The organism is Mycobacterium parmense, assembly GCF_010730575.1.
GTDB classification, from domain to species: Bacteria; Actinomycetota; Actinomycetes; order Mycobacteriales; family Mycobacteriaceae; genus Mycobacterium; species Mycobacterium parmense.
Genome location: NZ_AP022614.1, coordinates 4879987 through 4897937, shown reverse-complemented (window position 1 = coordinate 4897937; position 17951 = coordinate 4879987). Strand labels below are relative to the sequence as shown.

At 63.5% G+C, this 17951-nt stretch carries 15 protein-coding genes; 11 read left to right on the top strand and 4 right to left on the bottom strand.

The genetic code is table 11. The features are described from left to right. The first annotated feature begins 202 nt into the window (after window positions 1–202). Entirely contained in the window at window positions 203–3229 is a 3027-nt protein-coding gene (locus G6N48_RS22590; protein ID WP_085268349.1) for an MMPL/RND family transporter, read from the top strand. A 60-nt stretch (window positions 3230–3289) separates the two neighbouring features. Here G6N48_RS22590 and G6N48_RS22585 read toward each other — a convergent pair whose 3' ends face one another. Continuing rightward, window positions 3290–3664, bottom strand: a complete 375-nt coding sequence (locus tag G6N48_RS22585; protein WP_085268348.1) for a limonene-1,2-epoxide hydrolase family protein — start codon at window positions 3662–3664, stop codon at window positions 3290–3292. A gap of 181 nt (window positions 3665–3845) precedes the next feature. Here G6N48_RS22585 and G6N48_RS22580 point away from each other — a divergent pair, with 181 nt between their 5' ends. Both G6N48_RS22580 and G6N48_RS22575 read left to right on the top strand, forming a co-directional pair. Further along, window positions 3846–5033 carry a cytochrome P450 gene (locus G6N48_RS22580; protein ID WP_232066687.1) on the top strand — a complete coding sequence of 396 codons (1188 nt, stop codon included), beginning with the start codon at window positions 3846–3848 and terminating at the stop codon, window positions 5031–5033. A gap of 255 nt (window positions 5034–5288) precedes the next feature. Then, window positions 5289–6722 carry an NAD-dependent succinate-semialdehyde dehydrogenase gene (locus G6N48_RS22575; protein ID WP_085268451.1) on the top strand — a complete coding sequence of 478 codons (1434 nt, stop codon included), beginning with the start codon at window positions 5289–5291 and terminating at the stop codon, window positions 6720–6722. A 79-nt stretch (window positions 6723–6801) separates the two neighbouring features. Here G6N48_RS22575 and G6N48_RS22570 read toward each other — a convergent pair whose 3' ends face one another. Together G6N48_RS22570 and G6N48_RS22565 are read right to left on the bottom strand one after the other, a co-directional pair. Beyond that, window positions 6802–7215: a GlcG/HbpS family heme-binding protein gene (locus G6N48_RS22570; RefSeq protein ID WP_085268346.1), complete on the bottom strand. Its 414-nt coding sequence runs from the start codon at window positions 7213–7215 to the stop codon at window positions 6802–6804. A gap of 59 nt (window positions 7216–7274) precedes the next feature. Further along, window positions 7275–8429, bottom strand: coding sequence for a glutathione-independent formaldehyde dehydrogenase (locus G6N48_RS22565; protein ID WP_085268450.1), 1155 nt, complete (start codon window positions 8427–8429; stop codon window positions 7275–7277). A 449-nt stretch (window positions 8430–8878) separates the two neighbouring features. Between G6N48_RS22565 and G6N48_RS22560 the strand changes: the two genes are divergently transcribed. Then, window positions 8879–9703, top strand: coding sequence for an aldo/keto reductase (locus G6N48_RS22560; RefSeq protein WP_197745603.1), 825 nt, complete (start codon window positions 8879–8881; stop codon window positions 9701–9703). A 39-nt stretch (window positions 9704–9742) separates the two neighbouring features. Here G6N48_RS22560 and G6N48_RS22555 read toward each other — a convergent pair whose 3' ends face one another. Beyond that, window positions 9743–11449, bottom strand: a complete 1707-nt coding sequence (locus tag G6N48_RS22555) for a PucR family transcriptional regulator (protein ID WP_085268344.1) — start codon at window positions 11447–11449, stop codon at window positions 9743–9745. A 341-nt stretch (window positions 11450–11790) separates the two neighbouring features. On the opposite strand from G6N48_RS22555, the gene G6N48_RS22550 reads away from it, so the two are divergent. The 7 genes from G6N48_RS22550 to dnaK all read left to right on the top strand — a co-directional run bounded on the left by G6N48_RS22550 (window position 11791) and on the right by dnaK (window position 17945). After that, window positions 11791–12477: an MEDS domain-containing protein gene (locus tag G6N48_RS22550; protein WP_085268343.1), complete on the top strand. Its 687-nt coding sequence runs from the start codon at window positions 11791–11793 to the stop codon at window positions 12475–12477. After that, complete coding sequence (locus G6N48_RS22545; protein WP_085268342.1) at window positions 12444–13925, top strand: ferritin family protein; 1482 nt, start codon at window positions 12444–12446, stop codon at window positions 13923–13925. Before G6N48_RS22550 ends, G6N48_RS22545 begins: the two co-directional genes overlap by 34 nt. Before the next feature lie 10 nt (window positions 13926–13935). Next, complete coding sequence (locus G6N48_RS22540; RefSeq protein WP_085268341.1) at window positions 13936–14172, top strand: hypothetical protein; 237 nt, start codon at window positions 13936–13938, stop codon at window positions 14170–14172. 7 nt (window positions 14173–14179) lie between these two features. Continuing rightward, on the top strand, window positions 14180–14497 hold the full coding sequence (locus G6N48_RS22535) for a Rieske 2Fe-2S domain-containing protein (protein ID WP_197745602.1): 318 nt from the start codon (window positions 14180–14182) through the stop codon (window positions 14495–14497). Continuing rightward, window positions 14494–14805, top strand: coding sequence for an MmoB/DmpM family protein (locus G6N48_RS22530; RefSeq protein WP_085268340.1), 312 nt, complete (start codon window positions 14494–14496; stop codon window positions 14803–14805). The genes G6N48_RS22535 and G6N48_RS22530 overlap by 4 nt, the downstream gene beginning before the upstream one ends. Further along, window positions 14802–15806 carry a ferritin family protein gene (locus G6N48_RS22525; protein ID WP_085268339.1) on the top strand — a complete coding sequence of 335 codons (1005 nt, stop codon included), beginning with the start codon at window positions 14802–14804 and terminating at the stop codon, window positions 15804–15806. The genes G6N48_RS22530 and G6N48_RS22525 overlap by 4 nt, the downstream gene beginning before the upstream one ends. Before the next feature lie 255 nt (window positions 15807–16061). Continuing rightward, window positions 16062–17945 carry a molecular chaperone DnaK gene (dnaK, locus tag G6N48_RS22520; RefSeq protein ID WP_085268338.1) on the top strand — a complete coding sequence of 628 codons (1884 nt, stop codon included), beginning with the start codon at window positions 16062–16064 and terminating at the stop codon, window positions 17943–17945. The last annotated feature ends 6 nt before the right edge of the window (window positions 17946–17951 follow it).

Sequence of the window (17951 nt, the reverse complement as noted above, 5' to 3'; positions counted from 1 at the left end):
CCGCGGATGGCTCATCGCTCGGCTAACGCTAATCTCGGTACAACAACCAATGAAAAATGTTGTATGTTGTCATCGCGCGCTGAGGTAGGCAGCGCCGCGGGACTGTTGAGATGCTTTCGGGGGGTTGCGTGGCTGCTACTGATATGGGGCCGGTTCGGCCCCGTTTTCTGGCCCCCGGCCGCTGTGTAAGCGGCGAACGGCGATGACACAATCCAGCGACGTCGACCACTACAGCACATTCTTGGCCGGCGTGGCCCGGTTCGCGGTGACACACAAGGCGATCGTGGTCGGCGCATGGCTGGGTCTGGCGGTCATCCTGGCGTCGGCGTTCCCGCAACTGGAAACCGTCGTCCGGCAGCAATCGGTGGACCCGGTTCCACGCGACATCCCATCGTTGCAGGCGCTGGACCGAATGGCGAAGGCGTTCGGCGAAGAGGGATCGACCACGACGGTGGTCGTCGCCATGGAGAATCCAGAGGGGCTGACTCCGCCGGTGCGACAGCGCTATTCGGACATGGTCGACAAACTTCGCGCTCACACCAACCGAGTGAAGCTGGTCCGAGACCTGCTGGCCGACCCCGCGACCGCGGGGCAGGCGACAAGCCGTGACGGCAAAGCGTGGTACTTGCCGGTCGGGATCGCAGGGACCCTGGGCAGCCCCCGGGCGGCCGAATCGGTGCACTCGGTGCGCGACATCGCCGCCAACGCCTTCGGCGGCACCGGGACCGTCACCAAGGTAACCGGTCCGGCCGCGACGATGAGCGATCAGATCGTGGCCGCCGACAACGACTTGTTGATCATCTCGGTCGCCACCGCAGCCCTGATCGCCGCGATCCTGCTGCTGGTTTATCGCTCGGTGTTCACGGCGCTGCTTCCGCTGCTTGTCATCGGCCTGAGCTTGGCGGTCGGACGCGGAATACTCGCGGCACTCGGTGAGTTGGGCGTGCCCGTCTCGCAGTTCACGATCGCGTTCATGACCGTCATCCTTCTTGGCGCCGGCACTGATTACTCGGTCTTCTTGATCAGCCGCTATCACGAGCAACGACGACAGGGAGTCGCGGTTGACGCCGCGGTCGTCCACGCCACCGCGACGATCGGGCGCGTGATTCTGGCGTCAGCCGCGACCGTCGCGTTAGCCATGATGTCAATGGCATTCGCTACGTTGAACATCTTTGCGACATCGGGACCGGCGTGCGCCGTTGCCGTGCTGATCGGATTTGTTGCCACGGTGACATTGCTGCCACCGGTGTTGGTAGTGGCCGCGAGACGTGGCATCGGTGAACCTCGCGCGGATCGGACACGTGCTTACTGGAACCGCATCGCCGTGACGGTGGTCCGCAGGCCGGTGCCGTTGTTCGTGATCAGTCTGGTCGTTTTGCTGGCCCTGGCCACAGCTTGTCTCACCATGCGCATAAGTTACGACGATCGCAAGGCGCAGCCGGCCGACACCGCCAGCAATCAAGGCTACCGGTTGTTGGACAGGCACTTCCCCAAGGACACGACCATGACGGACTTTCTGCTCGTGGAGTCGCCGAAGGACATGCGAACCGGCACAGGACTCGCCGATCTCGAAGAGCTGGCATCCCGCGTCTCTCAGATAGCTGGGGTAACCAAGGTTGTCGGCGTGACCCGGCCCACCGGCCAACGCCTGCAACAAGCTGAATTGTCCTGGCAAAACGCCCAAATCGGTGACAGGCTCGGCGGTGCCGCCCGAGACGGAGAAGGCCACAAAGATCAACTCAAGCAGCTGACCGACGGGGCGGATCAGCTGGCCGACGGCCTGACGAAGCTCGATACCGGCGTACGAACGGCGTTGGGCCCGATGACGGGTTTGTTGGATCGGTTGCAAGGTGTGGGAGGACAGGTCGACGGCTACCGAGCGGCGCTGAAGCAACTGAATACGATGGCGCCCAATATTGATCGCGCTCTTGCGGACCGCGCCGGCTTGCGACCATTGGCCATGCGGGCGGGCGACGCGGTCGCCGCGATCGAACCCCTGGCCGCAACGCTCGACGGCGCGCCCTGGTGTGCAGGAACGCCGCAATGCGTGGCGCTACGCGAACACGTCGCGACCCTAGTTGCGCTACGCAGCGGCGGCTTCTTCGATCAGGTCGCCAACCTTGGTGATGAGTTGAGCGCCAAGGCGGGCGAGTTATCCGTCGAACCGACGATAGCGGAGATACAACAGGCGGCGGACGCCCTTGGCCGAAGCTTCAACGGCGCCGCGCGCCCAAATGCTGGTCTTGCCAACGAGATTCGACTGCTGCAAAACGGCATCGGCCGGCTCGCCTCGGGTGCCCGGGCGCTTGCGATGGGTGTACACACGCTGGCCGACAGCAACATCGCACTGCTGGGCGGTATGAGTCAAATTGCCGCACAACTACGCGAATCGGCCAGATCCACGCAAGGATCGGATGCGGCCGCCGGTTTCTATCTGCCGCCGAACGCGCTGCAGGACAAGCGCCTCGGTGAGGTCGCTCGCCAATTCGTGTCGCCGGACGGCAAGACCGTACGGTTCGCGATCGAGTCACAGTACGATCCCTACACGGCCGAGGCGATGGCGCTCGTGCACAAGACCACCGATGTCGCGGTGGCTGCGACACCCAACACGTCGCTGGCCGGCGCCAAGGTTTCGATGGTCGGATTTCCGGCCGTCAATGCCGATATTCAACATCTGCTGGTCGGCGACTTCGTCAAGCTCGGGATCGCGACATTGGTCATCGTGGGACTGATATTGGTTGCTCTTCTTCGAGCGGTGCTCGCACCCCTTTACCTGCTCGCCACCGTGGTGCTCAACTACGCCGCCGCAATGGGCACGGGAGTATTGGTGTTCCGTTACGGCTTGCATCATGACATCACCTGGCCGGTGCCGTTGTTGTCGTTCATCATCCTGGTCGCAGTGGGTGCCGACTACAACATGCTTTTGATCTCACGCCTTCGTGAAGAGTCGGCCAACAATTTCAGGGTGGGGGTGCTGCGGACCGTTGCCAGCACCGGCTCGGTCATCACCTCGGCCGGTTTGATCTTTGCGGCGAGCATGTTCGGGTTGATGGTCGGTTCCATCGCAACGATGGTTCAAATGGGTTTCATCATCGGATGTGGACTGCTGCTGGACACGTTCGTCGTCCGGACGCTAATGGTGCCCGCCATCGCCACGTTGCTCCGCGAGGCGAGTTGGTGGCCCGGCTACGCCCGGCAGAACTCGCCGCGCGGGATGACCGATCGATAGAGGGCTATCCGGTTCGGATTGCACCGCTTTCGCCCCGACGGGGAAAGCTCCGCCTGAGGATCAGCTGAAGGCTCTGGTGATCGCGCCCATGTCGAAGTAATCGCGCCATGCCGCTATCCGTTGGTCCCGGATCTCGAAGATTCCCGCCACTGGAAGGTGTATTTCACCGCCGTCCTTGCGCAGCAACACATCAGTGCGTTCGTTCATCACCAGCTGACCATGGTTGAGCTGCCTATGAATTCGGAAGTCGATGCCGTCGAGAGTGGCGGTGAACCCCTCGATGAACTCCTTGATCGCAGGACGTCCACGTAGCGCCTGCATCGGAATATTGTGATAGACCGCATCTTCGGTGAAATAGCCGGCCAGCGTCTCAGCGTCGGGGGTTGCCCAGAGACCACAGAACTCGGTCACGAGTTCGCCAGATGAGAACGTCATGGTTTGAATGAAACCGCTTGAGGTAGCGCAAATCAAGCCCCCCGCGGATTATCCGGTAGTCTCCCGCCGGCCGGGGCGCTGCAACGGTACAGCACGGGATCCGTATCGATACACGACGTGCTACATATTGCGTCGACTGTTGCGTCGGCTGTACGGTGGGTGCATGCCTACGGCACAAACCTTGGACATCGACGACGTCGATTTCGCGTTTGATGATCAGCCCGACCTACACGCTGTGCTGGCGCGGCTGCGGGAACGCAAGCCCTACGCCATCGTCCGGTTCGCCGGGGTACCCGCGGTTTTGTTGTTGACCGACGAGCTGGTCCGGGCCGCCTTTAGAGACGAGGCCACGTTCCCCGCTGCACCCGTGTACGCGATGACCACCGAACCGGTGTTCGGCAGAACGGTGTTAAGCATGTCCGGCACCGAGCACCGAGCCAACCGCGCGATGGTGTCCGCGCCCTTGCGGCGTAATCGTGTCCAGCAGTACGTGCGGCCGGTGATCGAACCGGTCATCAATGAGTTGATCGACCGGTTTATCGACCGGGGAAGGGCCGACCTGGTCACCGAGTTCACCCAGCGATACTCATTGCTGATCATCAGCCGCCTGCTCGGCATTCCCGTCGATGACGAGGCCAAGGTTCATCGCTGGGCACAGGCCATGATCCACTACCCGTTCGATCCCGACTGGGCGACCCGGTCGGCCCGGGAGTTCACCGACTATGTGGCTCCGTTGCTCGCCGAGCGCCGTCGCGAACCGAACGACGACATGATCTCGATGCTGGTCACGGCCAGCGCAGAAAACGGGCAAACCCTTACCGACGAAGAGATTCACACCTTCTTGAGGATGCTGTTCCCGCTGGGAGCCGACACCACCATGCTTGCTCTGGGCAACACGTTGTCCGCGCTACTCAACCATCCCGAGCAACTCGACCTTCTGCGCTCAGATCTCGAAAAGTACGTGCAACCTGCGGTGTGGGAAGGACTGCGCTGGGAACCCGCCGTCGGAATGCTCCCCCGAGCATGCCCGGCGGCGACCACCTGGCGTGGGATCGAGATCCCTGCCTTGACACCCATGATTTTCGCCATCAACGCCGCGCATCGAGATCCGGCTGTCTACGATCGGCCCGACGAATTCGACATCACCCGCAATGTGATGCCGACGGTGTCCTTCGGGCAGGGCCCTCACAGCTGTATCGGGAACTGGCTGGCTAACACAGAACTCGCCGCAGCGCTGACGTTGCTGGTGCGGCGTTTGCCTGACCTCGCCCTGGATCCCGCGCGGGCCCATACGTCAACGATTACAAGCCAAGTCGGTACCACCCTGCGGGGACCCAACGCTCTGCACGTCACCTTCAGGTCGCCGTGATCAACCCGACATAGGTGAAGAATCGTGGGCCGAGCCGCCCTCGGCCGTGGTACTGACGGGACGAATGCGCACCGCGAAATAGGTACGACCGGGTCCAAGATTCACCTCACACCGGATTGCCACACTTCGAAGGCGTCGGCTGCCATCGAGGAGCACGGCGAATTCGGTGCCGAAGGCGCGATCAAGCCCCTCGCGTAGGGAGCGTGGGGTCGGTAGCACGACCTGATGAAGCGCCCGCAGGTAATGGAGGAGACCATGGACTCACATTCGGTCAAGATCGAACACCCTTCACCCATTGCGACCGTGAACCCGGCCAACGGGCAGGTGCTACGGGAGTTCAACCCGATGAGCGACGAGCAGGTCGATCACGCGGTCTACGACGCCCATCGAGCCTTCCTGTCCTGGCGCGAGCGTCCCGTCAGTGAGCGGGTGGCCGCGCTCGCCCGGGCCGCCGACCTGATGCTGGAGCGCATCGATGAGCTCAGCGGCCTGGTGACCATGGAAATGGGCAAGCTTCGTCACGAAGCGCGCGGCGAGGTGAACCTGAGCGCCGAGATCTTTCGCTACTACGCAGAAAACGCCGCGGAACTACTTGCGCCCGAACCGCTCACCGCGGACGCGGGTAGCGCGGAGATACGCTACGAGCCATTGGGCGTGCTGCTCGGCGTCATGCCGTGGAATTTCCCGATATACCAGGTTGCCCGCTTCGCGGCGCCCAACATCGCCGCCGGCAACACCATCGTGTTGAAACACGCGAGCCAATGTCCGCAATGCTCGATCGCGATCGAGAAGCTGCTGACCGATGCGGGCCTCCCGCGCGGCGTTTACGTCAACCTGCTGGTGCCCGGTCGCACGGTGCAAAGGGTAATCACGAATCCCTTGGTGCGCGGCGTCTCGCTGACCGGGAGCGACGCCGCCGGCCAGTCGGTCGCCGAGAGCGCGGGACACGAGGTGAAGAAGACAGTGCTCGAACTGGGCGGCAGTGATGCGTTCATCGTGCTCGACGATGAGGACTTCGAGCGCACGCTGGACTTCGCGGTGACGGCCCGCGTCGCGAACTGCGGCCAGAGCTGCGTCGCCGCAAAGCGATTCATCGTCCTCGGCGACCTCTACGACCGCTTCCTGCAGGGTTTGCGGGAACGAATGGTCGCACTGAGGCCGGGAGACCCGACCGACGAGGCCACCACCCTTGCCCCGCTCAGCTCCGAGCAGGCCGCACAACGCCTGATCGATCAGATCCAACAGGGCGTCGCCAGCGGCGCCACCCTGGTACTCGGCGGCGGCCGCATCGACCGCCCCGGCGCCTACGTCCAGCCGACCATCCTGACCGATATCACACCGGACAACCCGGCCTTTCGCGAGGAGCTATTCGGTCCGGCGGCGCAGGTGTACCGGGTCGAAACCGACGCCGAGGCAATCGAACTCGCCAACGCTACACCGTTCGCACTCGGCGGTTCGGTGTGGAGCGGGGACGAGCGGCGGGCTCGGAACCTGGCCGCCCGGTTGGAGACCGGCATGGTATGGATCAACTATCCCACCAGCTCACAACCGCAGCTGCCCTTCGGAGGTATCAAACGCTCCGGATACGGACGTGAGCTCGGTCCACTGGGCATCAAAGAATTCCTCAACCCGAAGCTGGTGCGGGTGGTCGAGCGTGGCGCCCAGCCGACAGCCGGATTCTTCGGCTAGCGCCGTGGCAACAGCGCAATGGCGACGGCGTTTCCAGATGCGTTGTCAAACATGTTGTTAAAGGGCGTCAAACATGTTGTTAAAGGGCAGCGGCGGCGGCTTCGGCGACAGCCTGGTCCTGCTTCCCGCTCCCGCCGCTGACGCCGACGGCGCCTACTATCCGGTCGGCACGTCGCAGTGGGATTCCTCCTGCAAAAATCATGACTCTGCCCCCGTTTGAGACGTGGATTCCATAGAACTGACCGCCCGGACCGGCGTCGGCCGCCAGCTCTTCGGTCGCGATGTCGAATGCACGGGCCGTGAAGGCCTTGTTTATGGAGATGTCGACACTGCCTATCCAGGCGCCGTCCATCCGAATGTGCGTCACCAGATTGCCGCCGACGTCGACGACCGCGATATTCGACGGCGAGGAAATCTCCTCGGCTTTGGCCCTGCCCGCGGCAACCACTCGCTGCGCGTCATCAAGACAAACCGATGTCTCATCGAGAGTCATCGCGCGCCCGATTCACCAACGAACTTGCCCTGAACGTGGTTCAACATCGGAATCCTCCTTCAATCCGACGCAAGTTGCGGCTTGAGCACCACTTTGGTCCAACCGTCGTCGCGGGCGTCGAAGTGCTCGTACGCGCTCGGGGCCTCAGACAACGGCAGCTGGTGAGAGATGATCCACGACGGGTTGGCCCTGCCTTCGTGGATCAGATCACGCAACTGGCGGTTGTAATGCTTGACGTTGGCCTGACCGGTACCCATCCGTTGGCCCTTGACCCAGAATTGGCCCATTTCGAAAGTGATTCTGCCCTTTTGTCGTTCTTGGTCCGGCGCGCCTGGATCCTGCGGCAGATACAATCCCACCACGCCGATTCCGCCGGTGAACTTCACTACCCGCACGAGATCCCGGAGCACCATCGCGGGATCCTCCTGGCCCTGAGGGTCATGCGCCTGATAACCGATGCAGTCGCAACCGCAGTCGGCGCCGGCGCCGTTGGTTTGCTCAAGGATCTGCTCGACGGCAGACCCCTTCGAATCGTCGATCGCGATGACGCCGATTTGTTCGGCCAGCTTGAGCCGATCGGGGTGACGATCGACGATCATCACCTTGGCCGCGCCCTTGATCATCGCTGAATGGGCAGCCATCAACCCGACCGGGCCCGCACCATAGACCACAATCTCATCGCCGGGTTGCATTCCCGCAAGTTCTGTACAGTGCCAGCCGGTCGGGAAAATGTCCGACAGCATGACGTAGTCGTTTTCCTTCTCCTGCGCGTCGTCGGGCAGTTTCAGGCAGTTCGAGTCGCCGAACGGCACCCGCAAGTACTCGGCTTGCCCGCCGTTGTACGGGCCCATACCCGCGAACCCGTAGGCCGCCCCAACCATGTCCGGGTCGGGATTGGTGGTCAGGCAGAAAGCCGTCAGCCCTCTCTCGCAATTGCGGCAGAAGCCGCAGCTGATGTTGAAGGGCAGGCATACCCGATCACCCACTCGCACCGAGACCACGGCGGCTCCTGTGTCAACAACTTCGCCGAGATTCTCGTGGCCGAGGACCCTGCCACTGTCCATCGCTGTCCGGCCCTCGTACATGTGCAGGTCGGACCCGCAAATATTGGTGGTGGTGATCCGGACGAGGACATCGGTGGGCTCCGAGACGACCGGGTCCGGAACCTCCTCGACGCTGACGTTCCTGGGCCCCTCGTATACGACAGCTTTCATGTTCTCTCCCAACGAAAATCCGAGGCCGTGCACAGACACTCACCCAACATCAACCATGCTTGCAGACGGCAGTTGTCACATCTTCGTCCTGCCGGGTCGAGTTTGCGGCACCTCTTTGGCCCCCGCGAAACGCCAGACCAGCCTGCAAGTCGTCACTGACTTGCGTGAAACCCACTGGCAGTGCCGGATTGGGGTCAGCCGTCCTCGGTCACCCGTGGCGCCGAACGGGGGTGGTGTTGACGGCAACGGCGTTGCGGCGGTGGTTCGCGCGGGCAAGGCCCAGCATTGGACCCGGAACAACCACACCGGTCACGCAGTTGTGCCCTCTCAGGTCGAAGTGCGGTGCGTGATGCCGCAAACACAATAGGTCTGTCCGGTGCAGCGGTGGTGTCTCCGTTCAGCCCGGACGTTCGCGAAAGGGCGGTTGATCCATGAAACCAGTTCGGTCAATGTCCTTGCGCTCAGGCGAGAAGATCGCCGCCCTCGGGCAGGGCACTTGGCATTTTGGCGAAAATCCAGGGCGGCGGGCCCAGGAGGTGGCCTCGATCCGGCTCGGTGTTGACCTGGGAATGACGGTGATCGACACCGCGGAGATGTACGGCAACGGCGCGGCGGAGACCTTGGTGGGTGAGGCGATGAAAGGACGCCGCAGCGAAGCATTCCTCGTCGACAAGGTGCTCCCACACCATGCGAGCCGGGTAGGCACCGTCCGGGCGTGTGAGGCAAGCCTGGTCAGGCTCGGCGTCGAATACATCGATCTCTACCTCCTGCACTGGCGGGGCCTTATCCCGCTGGCCGAGACAATCGAAGGCTTTGCCGAATTGAAGCAGAATGGGATGATCCGCCATTGGGGCGTAAGCAATTTCGACATCGACGACATGGTCGAACTTTGGAGCGTCCCGGGCGGTGATGAGGTCCAGGCTAATCAGATCCTCTACAACCTGGCCCGCCGAGGCCCTGAGTACGCCCTATTGCCGTGGCTGGCAGAACATCGGATCCCGCCCATGGCCTACTCGCCGATCGAGCAGGGCCGGCTGCTGGAACACCCTGCGCTGCAACCGATCGCGCTGCAACACGATGCGACTCCTGCACAGATCGCGCTCGCCTGGGTGCTTCAACACGACGGCGTCAACGCTATTCCACGCGCCGGAACGCTTCTGCACGTTCGGCAAAACGCCGCCGCCCGCGACATCGAGCTGACCCGCGACGAGTTGCATGCCCTCGACCGCGCGTTCCCGCCGCCTACCCGGGGGCGTCCGCTCGAGGTTCTGTGAACGGCCGGCATTCGATGAGTTCATGCGTCTGGACCCAATTTATTCTTGCGACAACCGCATCCCGGAAATGCGGACAATCCGGGTCGCTATATGCAAGTTCAGTCGGTCCTCGACATCCTGTAGGTCACGCCCCGAGATGTCGCGAATGCGGCCAAGCCGATAACGCAAGGTGCTTCTGTGGATAGTGAGCGACTCTGCCGCAGCGTCGTAGTTCCCGCCGCAGTCCAGGTACTGGGCGAGTGTCATGACCAAATCGGCGTTCTTCTTGCGGTCGTAGCTCAGCAACGGACCCAACCATTCCATCACGAAGTCGTGAACCTCCGGCCTATCGCCGGCGCGGTCAAGGATGCGGTACAGGCCGAGGTCCTCGAAGCGTCGGCCGCCGTACGGTGACATGGACTCCTTTTGGACCTGCAGCGCCCGCTGCGCCTCGGCGAATGACCGCGGCAGCTCCGACGGGGTGGCGGCCGCCGAACCTATGCCGATCGAGCCTGATTCGCAACTGACATCAACCGCTATCGCACGGTAGAGAGAGGACGGCTCGGGCACACCGTCTGTGAGCAAGACGGTCATGGTTGGTCTTCGCACCGCGAGGGAATGCATTCGCGCGTTGGTGGCCCATCGTCGCGCGGCAGTGGCGATCGCATCGCCGGAGACCCCACGCTGCCAATGCAGAACCGTGACGGTGTGTGGCACGAGAAGATCGTGACCGAGTGCCTCCGCGCGCAGGCATGCGCTCTCATTGTCCGTGCCGGCCAACAAGTCCTCAACGAGGTCGCGGCGCAGCCGCAGCTCGGTTTCGGCTAGGACTCGATGGTGGGCAAATTCCAGTGCCAGCACAGTAGCAGCATGCTCTAGCGCGACGATGTCGAGACGATCGGCGTTCCTCTTCGGATCGTGCAGGAGCACAACGCCAAGGATCTTCGCCTTCTGCCGAATAAGCCAGAAGATCTGATTGCCATCACGCTGGGGTGTGCCATGAGCGGCGGCACGCCGGAGTATTTCTTCGCGGTTGTCGCCGCCGATCGGCCGGTGCGGATTTGGCTCCCGTCCGCCGGACCACGCCCGCGGATTGCCGAACACGTCCTCAACGATGACGTCCAAAGACGTAAGCTCCCGAAGCGCATCAGCGATTCCCTGCACACCCGAGCCCGAGCCGGATACGGCCGTCAGGGTCGCGTGTATCTTGTCCTGCCGCGTGAGCTCGGAAATGGTGGCGGACAAGCGCTGTATCGCACACTCACGTTCCTGAGTGAGTGCGCGCTCCTTCTTGAGCAGGTCGGCATTTGTCATCGCCGCGGCCGTTTGCTGAGTCAATGCCCGAAGCAAGAACAATTCATCCGCCGAGGGAGCGATGTCAGCCCGGATCACCAGCGCACCCTTGCAGCCTTCCACCGCCTGCAGGGCGATCGCATATCGCCACTGACCATCGGGCAGCTCGATGGGCAGATCCGCCCCTAAGTTCGCGGTGACGAGAGAGTCAATGCGGCTATCAAGCTTCCTGCCGGGATCACGGCCGTCTACCAGCGTCCCATTCGCGACTCGATAGGTCGCCTCGGTGTGAAACGCGCCGAGAGACGAGACCGCGTTGGCGGCTGTCTCGAGTATCGAATCGGCGTCGCGGCCGTCGAACATCAACGCCGAAAGGATAAGAACCCCATAGAGGTTCGAGAGCTGGGCGCGGGCGTTCTCCGATGACCGATGTGCGATCCGCCTGGAGGCGAATTCAGGGGCCTCGCGCGCCATAGTCAAGTATCCCGCCCCCAGCCCGTGCTCGATCCGTGATTGCCCTACAACATCGCACAGCCCACAACCCGCCCTCTTCGGCCTGTCAGGACAGTTCTGGGCAAGAGTTTCGGCATCACAGTATGAATAACCGAACAAATCGACAGCAGGCGCGGTGGCCCGGAAACGACAGCTAGCGCGCCTAACCACCACGCACTCGAAGCGCCCCAGGCCAAAGCCTCTCCACGCCGATCATCCTGCCCAACAGCCGTCAAAATTCGTCATGCGGTGACGGTTCTTTAAACCCCCAGCACTAATTAGACTGAGCTCTTCGAACAACTTGTGTCGATCGGGGGTGCGGGGTGTCCGATACCCTCGACTTGGGTGTCACGGGTATCGAAGCGGCGCTGGGCGACCACATCTGCGGCCTCTACTCCAACCAACTCCAGCGCGACCAGATCCTGCTCCCCTTCCTCGAGGCAGGTCTTGCGGCCGGCGACAAGTGCATCTGCGTCGTCGACGGGACCGATCCGAAAGAGGTGGTCGCGGCCCTCGACACTGGCGCGGACGCCGCGAAATTCGTGGTCGACAAGCAGCTCGAGGTCATCCGCGCGCCCGACATGTATTTGCGATCCGGTGGCTTTTGTGCCAACGAGGTGATCGGCTCCTGGAAGGCCGCCATGTCCGACGTCATGTACGACGGCCGGTTCGACGTGGTGCGGGCCGTGGAGACGTGGTCACGCCGTGACGTCGTTCCCGACATGGACGAACTCCTCATGCTCGAGTCCGAGATGAATCGATTCCTGCCACTGTTCCCCCAGGTCGTCGTGTGCCTGTACGACATCGATCGGTTCGGCAGTGGCATCATCGTCGACCTGCTGAAGACGCACCCTCGGATGCTGATCGGCGGAATGCTCGTCGAGAACCCCTACTACACGTCCCCCGACGAATTCCTTCACCGGGCGGAGCGCGGAGGTTCAGAGACCGCGGATGGCGAGATCGATGAGGCGGCGAGATGGTACTTCGACGAGACGACTGGCTCGACCTAGCCCGCAAGGTCAACTGGACACCCCGCTATGTCGATGAGCGGGAAATGTTTCCTGAAGAACTCAGCGGCCGGCCCTGGTTGGCACACGATGCTTGGCGCGACTGGAACGAGACTTACCGCACCACCTACCGCGAATACGTCGCAAACCAGCGCGAGAAAGACGCCGCAGTGCTCGGCGTGCGGTCGGCATTGGACAAACCACACCTCTTCGAGGGCCTCGATCCCGGCTGGGTGCAGCTGGTCAAGTTCCACAACGGTGCGGTTGCTCTCGTGGAATACGCCGGCGCGATCGCAGAGCTGCGGATGGCGCGGTTCGGTCGCGACAGCGCCTGGCGGATGATGTCGAGCCTGGGCGCGCTCGACGAGATCCGGCACACCCAGATCCCATTGCTGATCGGCCACGACATGCTGGCCCACGACGGCAACTTCGACTGGACACACAAGGCCTTCCATACCAACGAGTGGGTGATTCTGGCCGCCCGGCATCTGTTCGACGACATGTTTCTCGCGGCCGATGCGATCGACAGCGCGATCCAGCTCAACTTCGTGTTCGAGACCGGCTTCACCAACCTGCAGTTCATGGCGATGGCGGCGATGGCCGACCGTGCCCACCATCACCTGTTCGAGAAGACGCTGGCGAGCATTCAGACCGACGAGGCCCGCCACGCCCAGATCGGCCACCCGGTCTTGCGGACGCTACTCGAGAACGGTTCCCGGGAGCGGGCACAGTACCTCGTCGACAAGATGTGGTGGCGGTGCTGGCGGCTGTTCCTGGCGCTGACGGGAACCGCCATGGAGTACCTCACCCCACTCGACGCGCGGACCCGCTCGTTCAAGGAGTTCATGAAAGAGTGGGTGACCGAACAGTTCATGAAGAATCTCGCCGAGTTCGACCTCGAAAAGCCCTGGTTCTGGGACCTTTTCGTCGAAGAGCTCGACTACGCACACCATAGCTTCCAACTGGGGTTGTACACCTACCGCACCACGCTGTGGTTCGACGTCGCAATGCCTGACAATTCCGAGCGGGCGTGGTTGAACGCGAAGTACCCGGACTGGGAGGCGACCTACGGACCGCTGTGGGATCGGCTCGAGCGAAGCTGGGCGGCAGGCGGCGAGGCCAACACGCTGTCCTACGGGCTGCCCGCGCTGTGCAACCTCTGTCAGCTTCCGGCGCTGTTCGTCAGACCCGGGCGGAATACCGCGTGCACCCTGGAGATGAACGGCAGACGCTACTTGTTCTGCTCGCAGCCGTGCCGTTGGATCTTCCGGCAAGAAAGTGCCCGGTTCGCAGACCACAAGAGCGTGGTCGATCGGATCGTCGTGGGGGAGGCGCCGGGCAAGCTCACGGATCTGCACGGGTGGATGGGACTCGACGCGCCCGTCGAGACCGGCAAGGACCTACGGCGCGGACTGGATCCGTGGCGCCTCGATCCCATCCCGACGGCGTAGGAGTGCGGCGGTGCGGATCTATCTGTTCGGCTACGCGAGCGACGACTTTTTGATGAGGGTGATAGTGACACCCAACGAACGCACAGTGGCGCAGCTGGCTGATCAGCTGGTCGCCTGGGGACTGGCGCCCGAATGTGGCGGGCCGCTGACCGTGCACAACGAGATAGGCGACGAACTCGATCTCAATTCGACGATCGCTGCGGCAGGACTGGGCAACGGTGACATCTTCACCGTCGAGCGGGGCTGACGGCGCAGTGGGCGTCTGGCTGGACGCCGGGACGCTCGACGATGTCTGGGAGGGCGAGATGTGCGCCGTCACCCTGGGCGCCGTCGACGTCTTGCTGTGCAACGTTGCGGGCCAGGTGCACGCCTATCAGGACCGGTGCCCTCACCTGGCCAATCCGCTTTCGGAGGGCGAACTCCAGGGGAACATCCTGACTTGCGCCGCCCACGAGTGGGTGTTCGACGCTCAAACCGGCAACGGAGTCAACCCCGAAGACGCGTGCCTGCGCCGCTTTCCGGTGCGGGTCGACGGCGACCGCATCTTGGTGCACCTGGGGGTGGTCGGATGAGCGCGGCCGAAAGCGCTATGAGCTCGGGCGAAAGCGTTGGCCCAGTCCTGCACGCAACGCCGTTCGCGCGCACGGTCATCTCGGCCATCCGGGACGAGAACGAACAGGTGGTCGTTCAGGACGAGGGCGCCTACCTGCGCGTGCTGGCCCCTCGAATCTGCCGGCTGTCGCGGGCGGGGCTCGAGGCAGCGACGGGGGTCGCCGTCCGATTTCCGGGTGAGCTGGAGGTGGTGATGTCGTCGTTCACGGGCATCATGCAGCTGACCGAGGATGACGCGGTCTGGCGGCTCGCGGGTGAGCCGTCGTGACTCCGCTGGAACGGCCACCGGGCCGCAAGACCTACACCCGGCTCGCGACAGACCGGCGCATCCCCACCGAGTACGAGCTGACGAGCACCGACCTGCATTACAACTTTCCCCGGCGCTTCGAACTGCCGGCCGGCAACGCGGTTGTCGACTGGTATCACCGCAATCGCGAAGGCTCCTCCCTGCAAGCCCGCGACTGGGACCAGTTCGCCGACCCGCGCCGCACCACCTACCGGAGCTACACCCAGCTGCAGGACGGTCGCGAAGGCGTTGTCGACGGCCTGCTCCGGGAGGTCGACGACACAGCGTACGACGCCCAGCTAGCCGACGATTGGGTGAGGTTCCTCGACCGCTGGTACTCCCCGCTGCGCTTCCCCGTGCACGGGTTGCAGATGCTGGCCGCCTACATCGCGCAGATGGCGCCCTCATCCAGGATCACCAACTGCGCCGCCTTCCAGACCGGCGACGAGATGCGCCGGGTCCAGCGGATCGCTTACCGCACTGTGCAATTGGCCGGTCCCCCGTTCGACGACGAGGCCGCGGCGCGGCAGCGGGCGGCGTGGGAAGAAGCTGCCGCGTTCCAGCCGCTTCGCGAGCTCATCGAACGTGCGCTGGTCGCCTATGACTGGGGCGAGTCCTTCATCGTGACGAACGCGGTCATCAAGCCGCGGATCGACCGCCTTGTCAACCAGGAACTCGCCGGCGCGCTCGCGACCGCCAACGGCGATCCGATTCTGACGAGCATCCACTTCTCGCTCGACGAGGATGCTCGTTGGCATCGTGAGTGGGCCACGGCGCTGATGCGCCACATCATCGACGACAACACCGCCAATGCCGAGGTGGTGTCGGGCTGGATCGAGAAGTGGAGTCCGCTGGCGTCCGAGGCGCTGGTGGCCTTCGCCGACGTCACCGCTGACGCGCCGGTACCGTCCGACCCCAGCAAGGTGGTCGCCCGCATCGCCGAGCAGGTGTCGCATGAGTTGGGCGCTGCGCTGGGACGGTGACGGGGTCTCGCGCAGCGCAACGCATCCTTCGTGCTGACAGGACCAATCCCAAGCCACATTTCTGGCTCGTTGGGAGCACGCGCTCGCCGAATTTGATTGGAAAACTCTTGTTCGGAGGCTACGGGCAGGCTGTGCGTACGGGCTATCGGCTGCCGAAGCTTTCGGGCCCGAACACCACGACGGCGTCGCTGACGGTCAGGTAGCCCGACTGCGGACTGCAGAACCTCACTAGCCACAACTGAAGGAAGATAGACGATGGCAACAGCGGTAGGCATTGATCTCGGGACAACCAACTCGGTCATCGCCGCTTGGCAGGGCGGCGAACCGATCGTAATCCCCAACGCCGAAGGGGGGCGCACCACGCCCTCGGTGGTGGCGTTCACGGAAAACGGCGAGCGCCTGGTGGGGCAACTGGCTCGGCGCCAGTCGATCATGAACCCTAAGGGCACAATCTATTCGGCGAAGCGATTCATCGGCCGCCGCTTCGATGAGATCTCGGAGGAAGCCAAGGCGGTCAGCTTCGATGTCGTCGAGGGTGAGGGTGGCGCCGCTCGATTCGAGGTGCGCGGCAAGCAGTATGCACCGGAGGAGATCAGCGCACTGGTGCTGCGCAAGCTCGTCGACGATGCCAGCAAGTTCCTCGGTGAGCGGGTCAAGGAAGCGGTGATCACCGTTCCGGCCTATTTCAACGACGCCCAACGCAACGCCACCAAGGATGCCGGCCGCATCGCCGGCCTCGACGTGCTGCGCATCATCAACGAGCCCACGGCCGCGGCACTGGCCTACGGGCTGGACAAGAAGGGGCACGAGACGGTGCTCGTTTTCGACCTCGGCGGTGGCACGTTCGACGTCAGCCTGCTCGACGTGGGTGATGGGGTGGTCGAGGTGCGCGCCACCGCCGGTGATTCGCACCTGGGTGGCGATGACTTCGACCGCCGGCTCGTCGACTACCTCGCCGACGAGTTCCAGCGTGAGAACAACATCGATCTGCGGAAAGATCCGCAGGCGCTGCAGCGGCTGTTCGAGGCGGCCGAGAAAGCCAAGGTCGAACTGTCCTCGGTAGCGCAGACCCAGGTCAATCTGCCGTTCATCACCGCCGACGCCAGCGGACCGAAGCATTTGACCACGACGATCATGCGATCGAAGTTCGAGGACCTCACCGCGGACCTGGTTGAGCGAACGATGGGCCCGGTCAAGCAGGCGATGAGCGATGCCAAGGTGAGCGCGAACGACATCGACGAGGTGATCCTGGTGGGCGGTTCCACCCGGATCCCCGCAGTCCAGGCATTGGTCCGCCGGCTCACCGGCGGCAAGGACCCGAACATGAGCGTGAACCCCGACGAGGTCGTGGCGCTCGGCGCCGCGATCCAGGCCGGCGTGCTCAAGGGCGAGGTCTCCGACGTGCTGCTGCTCGACGTCACCCCATTGTCGCTGGGCGTGGAGACCGCCGGCGGGCTGATGACCAAGATCATCGAGCGCAACACCACCATCCCGGCACGGCGCAGCGAGGTGTTCACCACCGCCGCGGATAACCAGCCGGCCGTGGATGTGGTTGTCCTGCAGGGTGAACGGGAGCTCGCCAGGGACAACCGGGTACTCGGTCGATTCAAACTGGAGAACATCCGGCCGGCCCCCAGGGGCGAGCCGCAGATCGAGGTCATCTTCGATATCGACGCCAACGGAATCCTGCACGTCACGGCGCGCGACAAGGACACCGGTGCCGAGCAGGGCATCACCATCAGCGAGCAGTCGAACCTCGACAAAAGCGAGGTGGAGCGGATGCTCGCCGAGGCCGAGGCCAACCGCCGCGAGGACGAGCAACTGCGCAAGGCCGTCGAGGCGCGCAACGCGCTCGACTCGGCGGCTTACCAGGTGGAGCGCCGGCTTGCCGAACTGGGCGATTCGGCGGCCCCGCACGACCGAGCACGGGCCGAGATGCTGATCGCCGACGCGCGCCAAGCCGTCAAGGAAGATGCACCGATGGACCGAGTACAGTCGCTGACTTCCGAACTGCAACAGGTGCTTTACGGGTTGCAGCCCATGTCGTCCGGTGGTGGCAACGGTCAACCGACAGGCGACGGCCAGGGCTCTCAGGTGCGCGACGACGACGTGGTCGACGCCGAGTTCGATCGGGGCTGAGCCGTA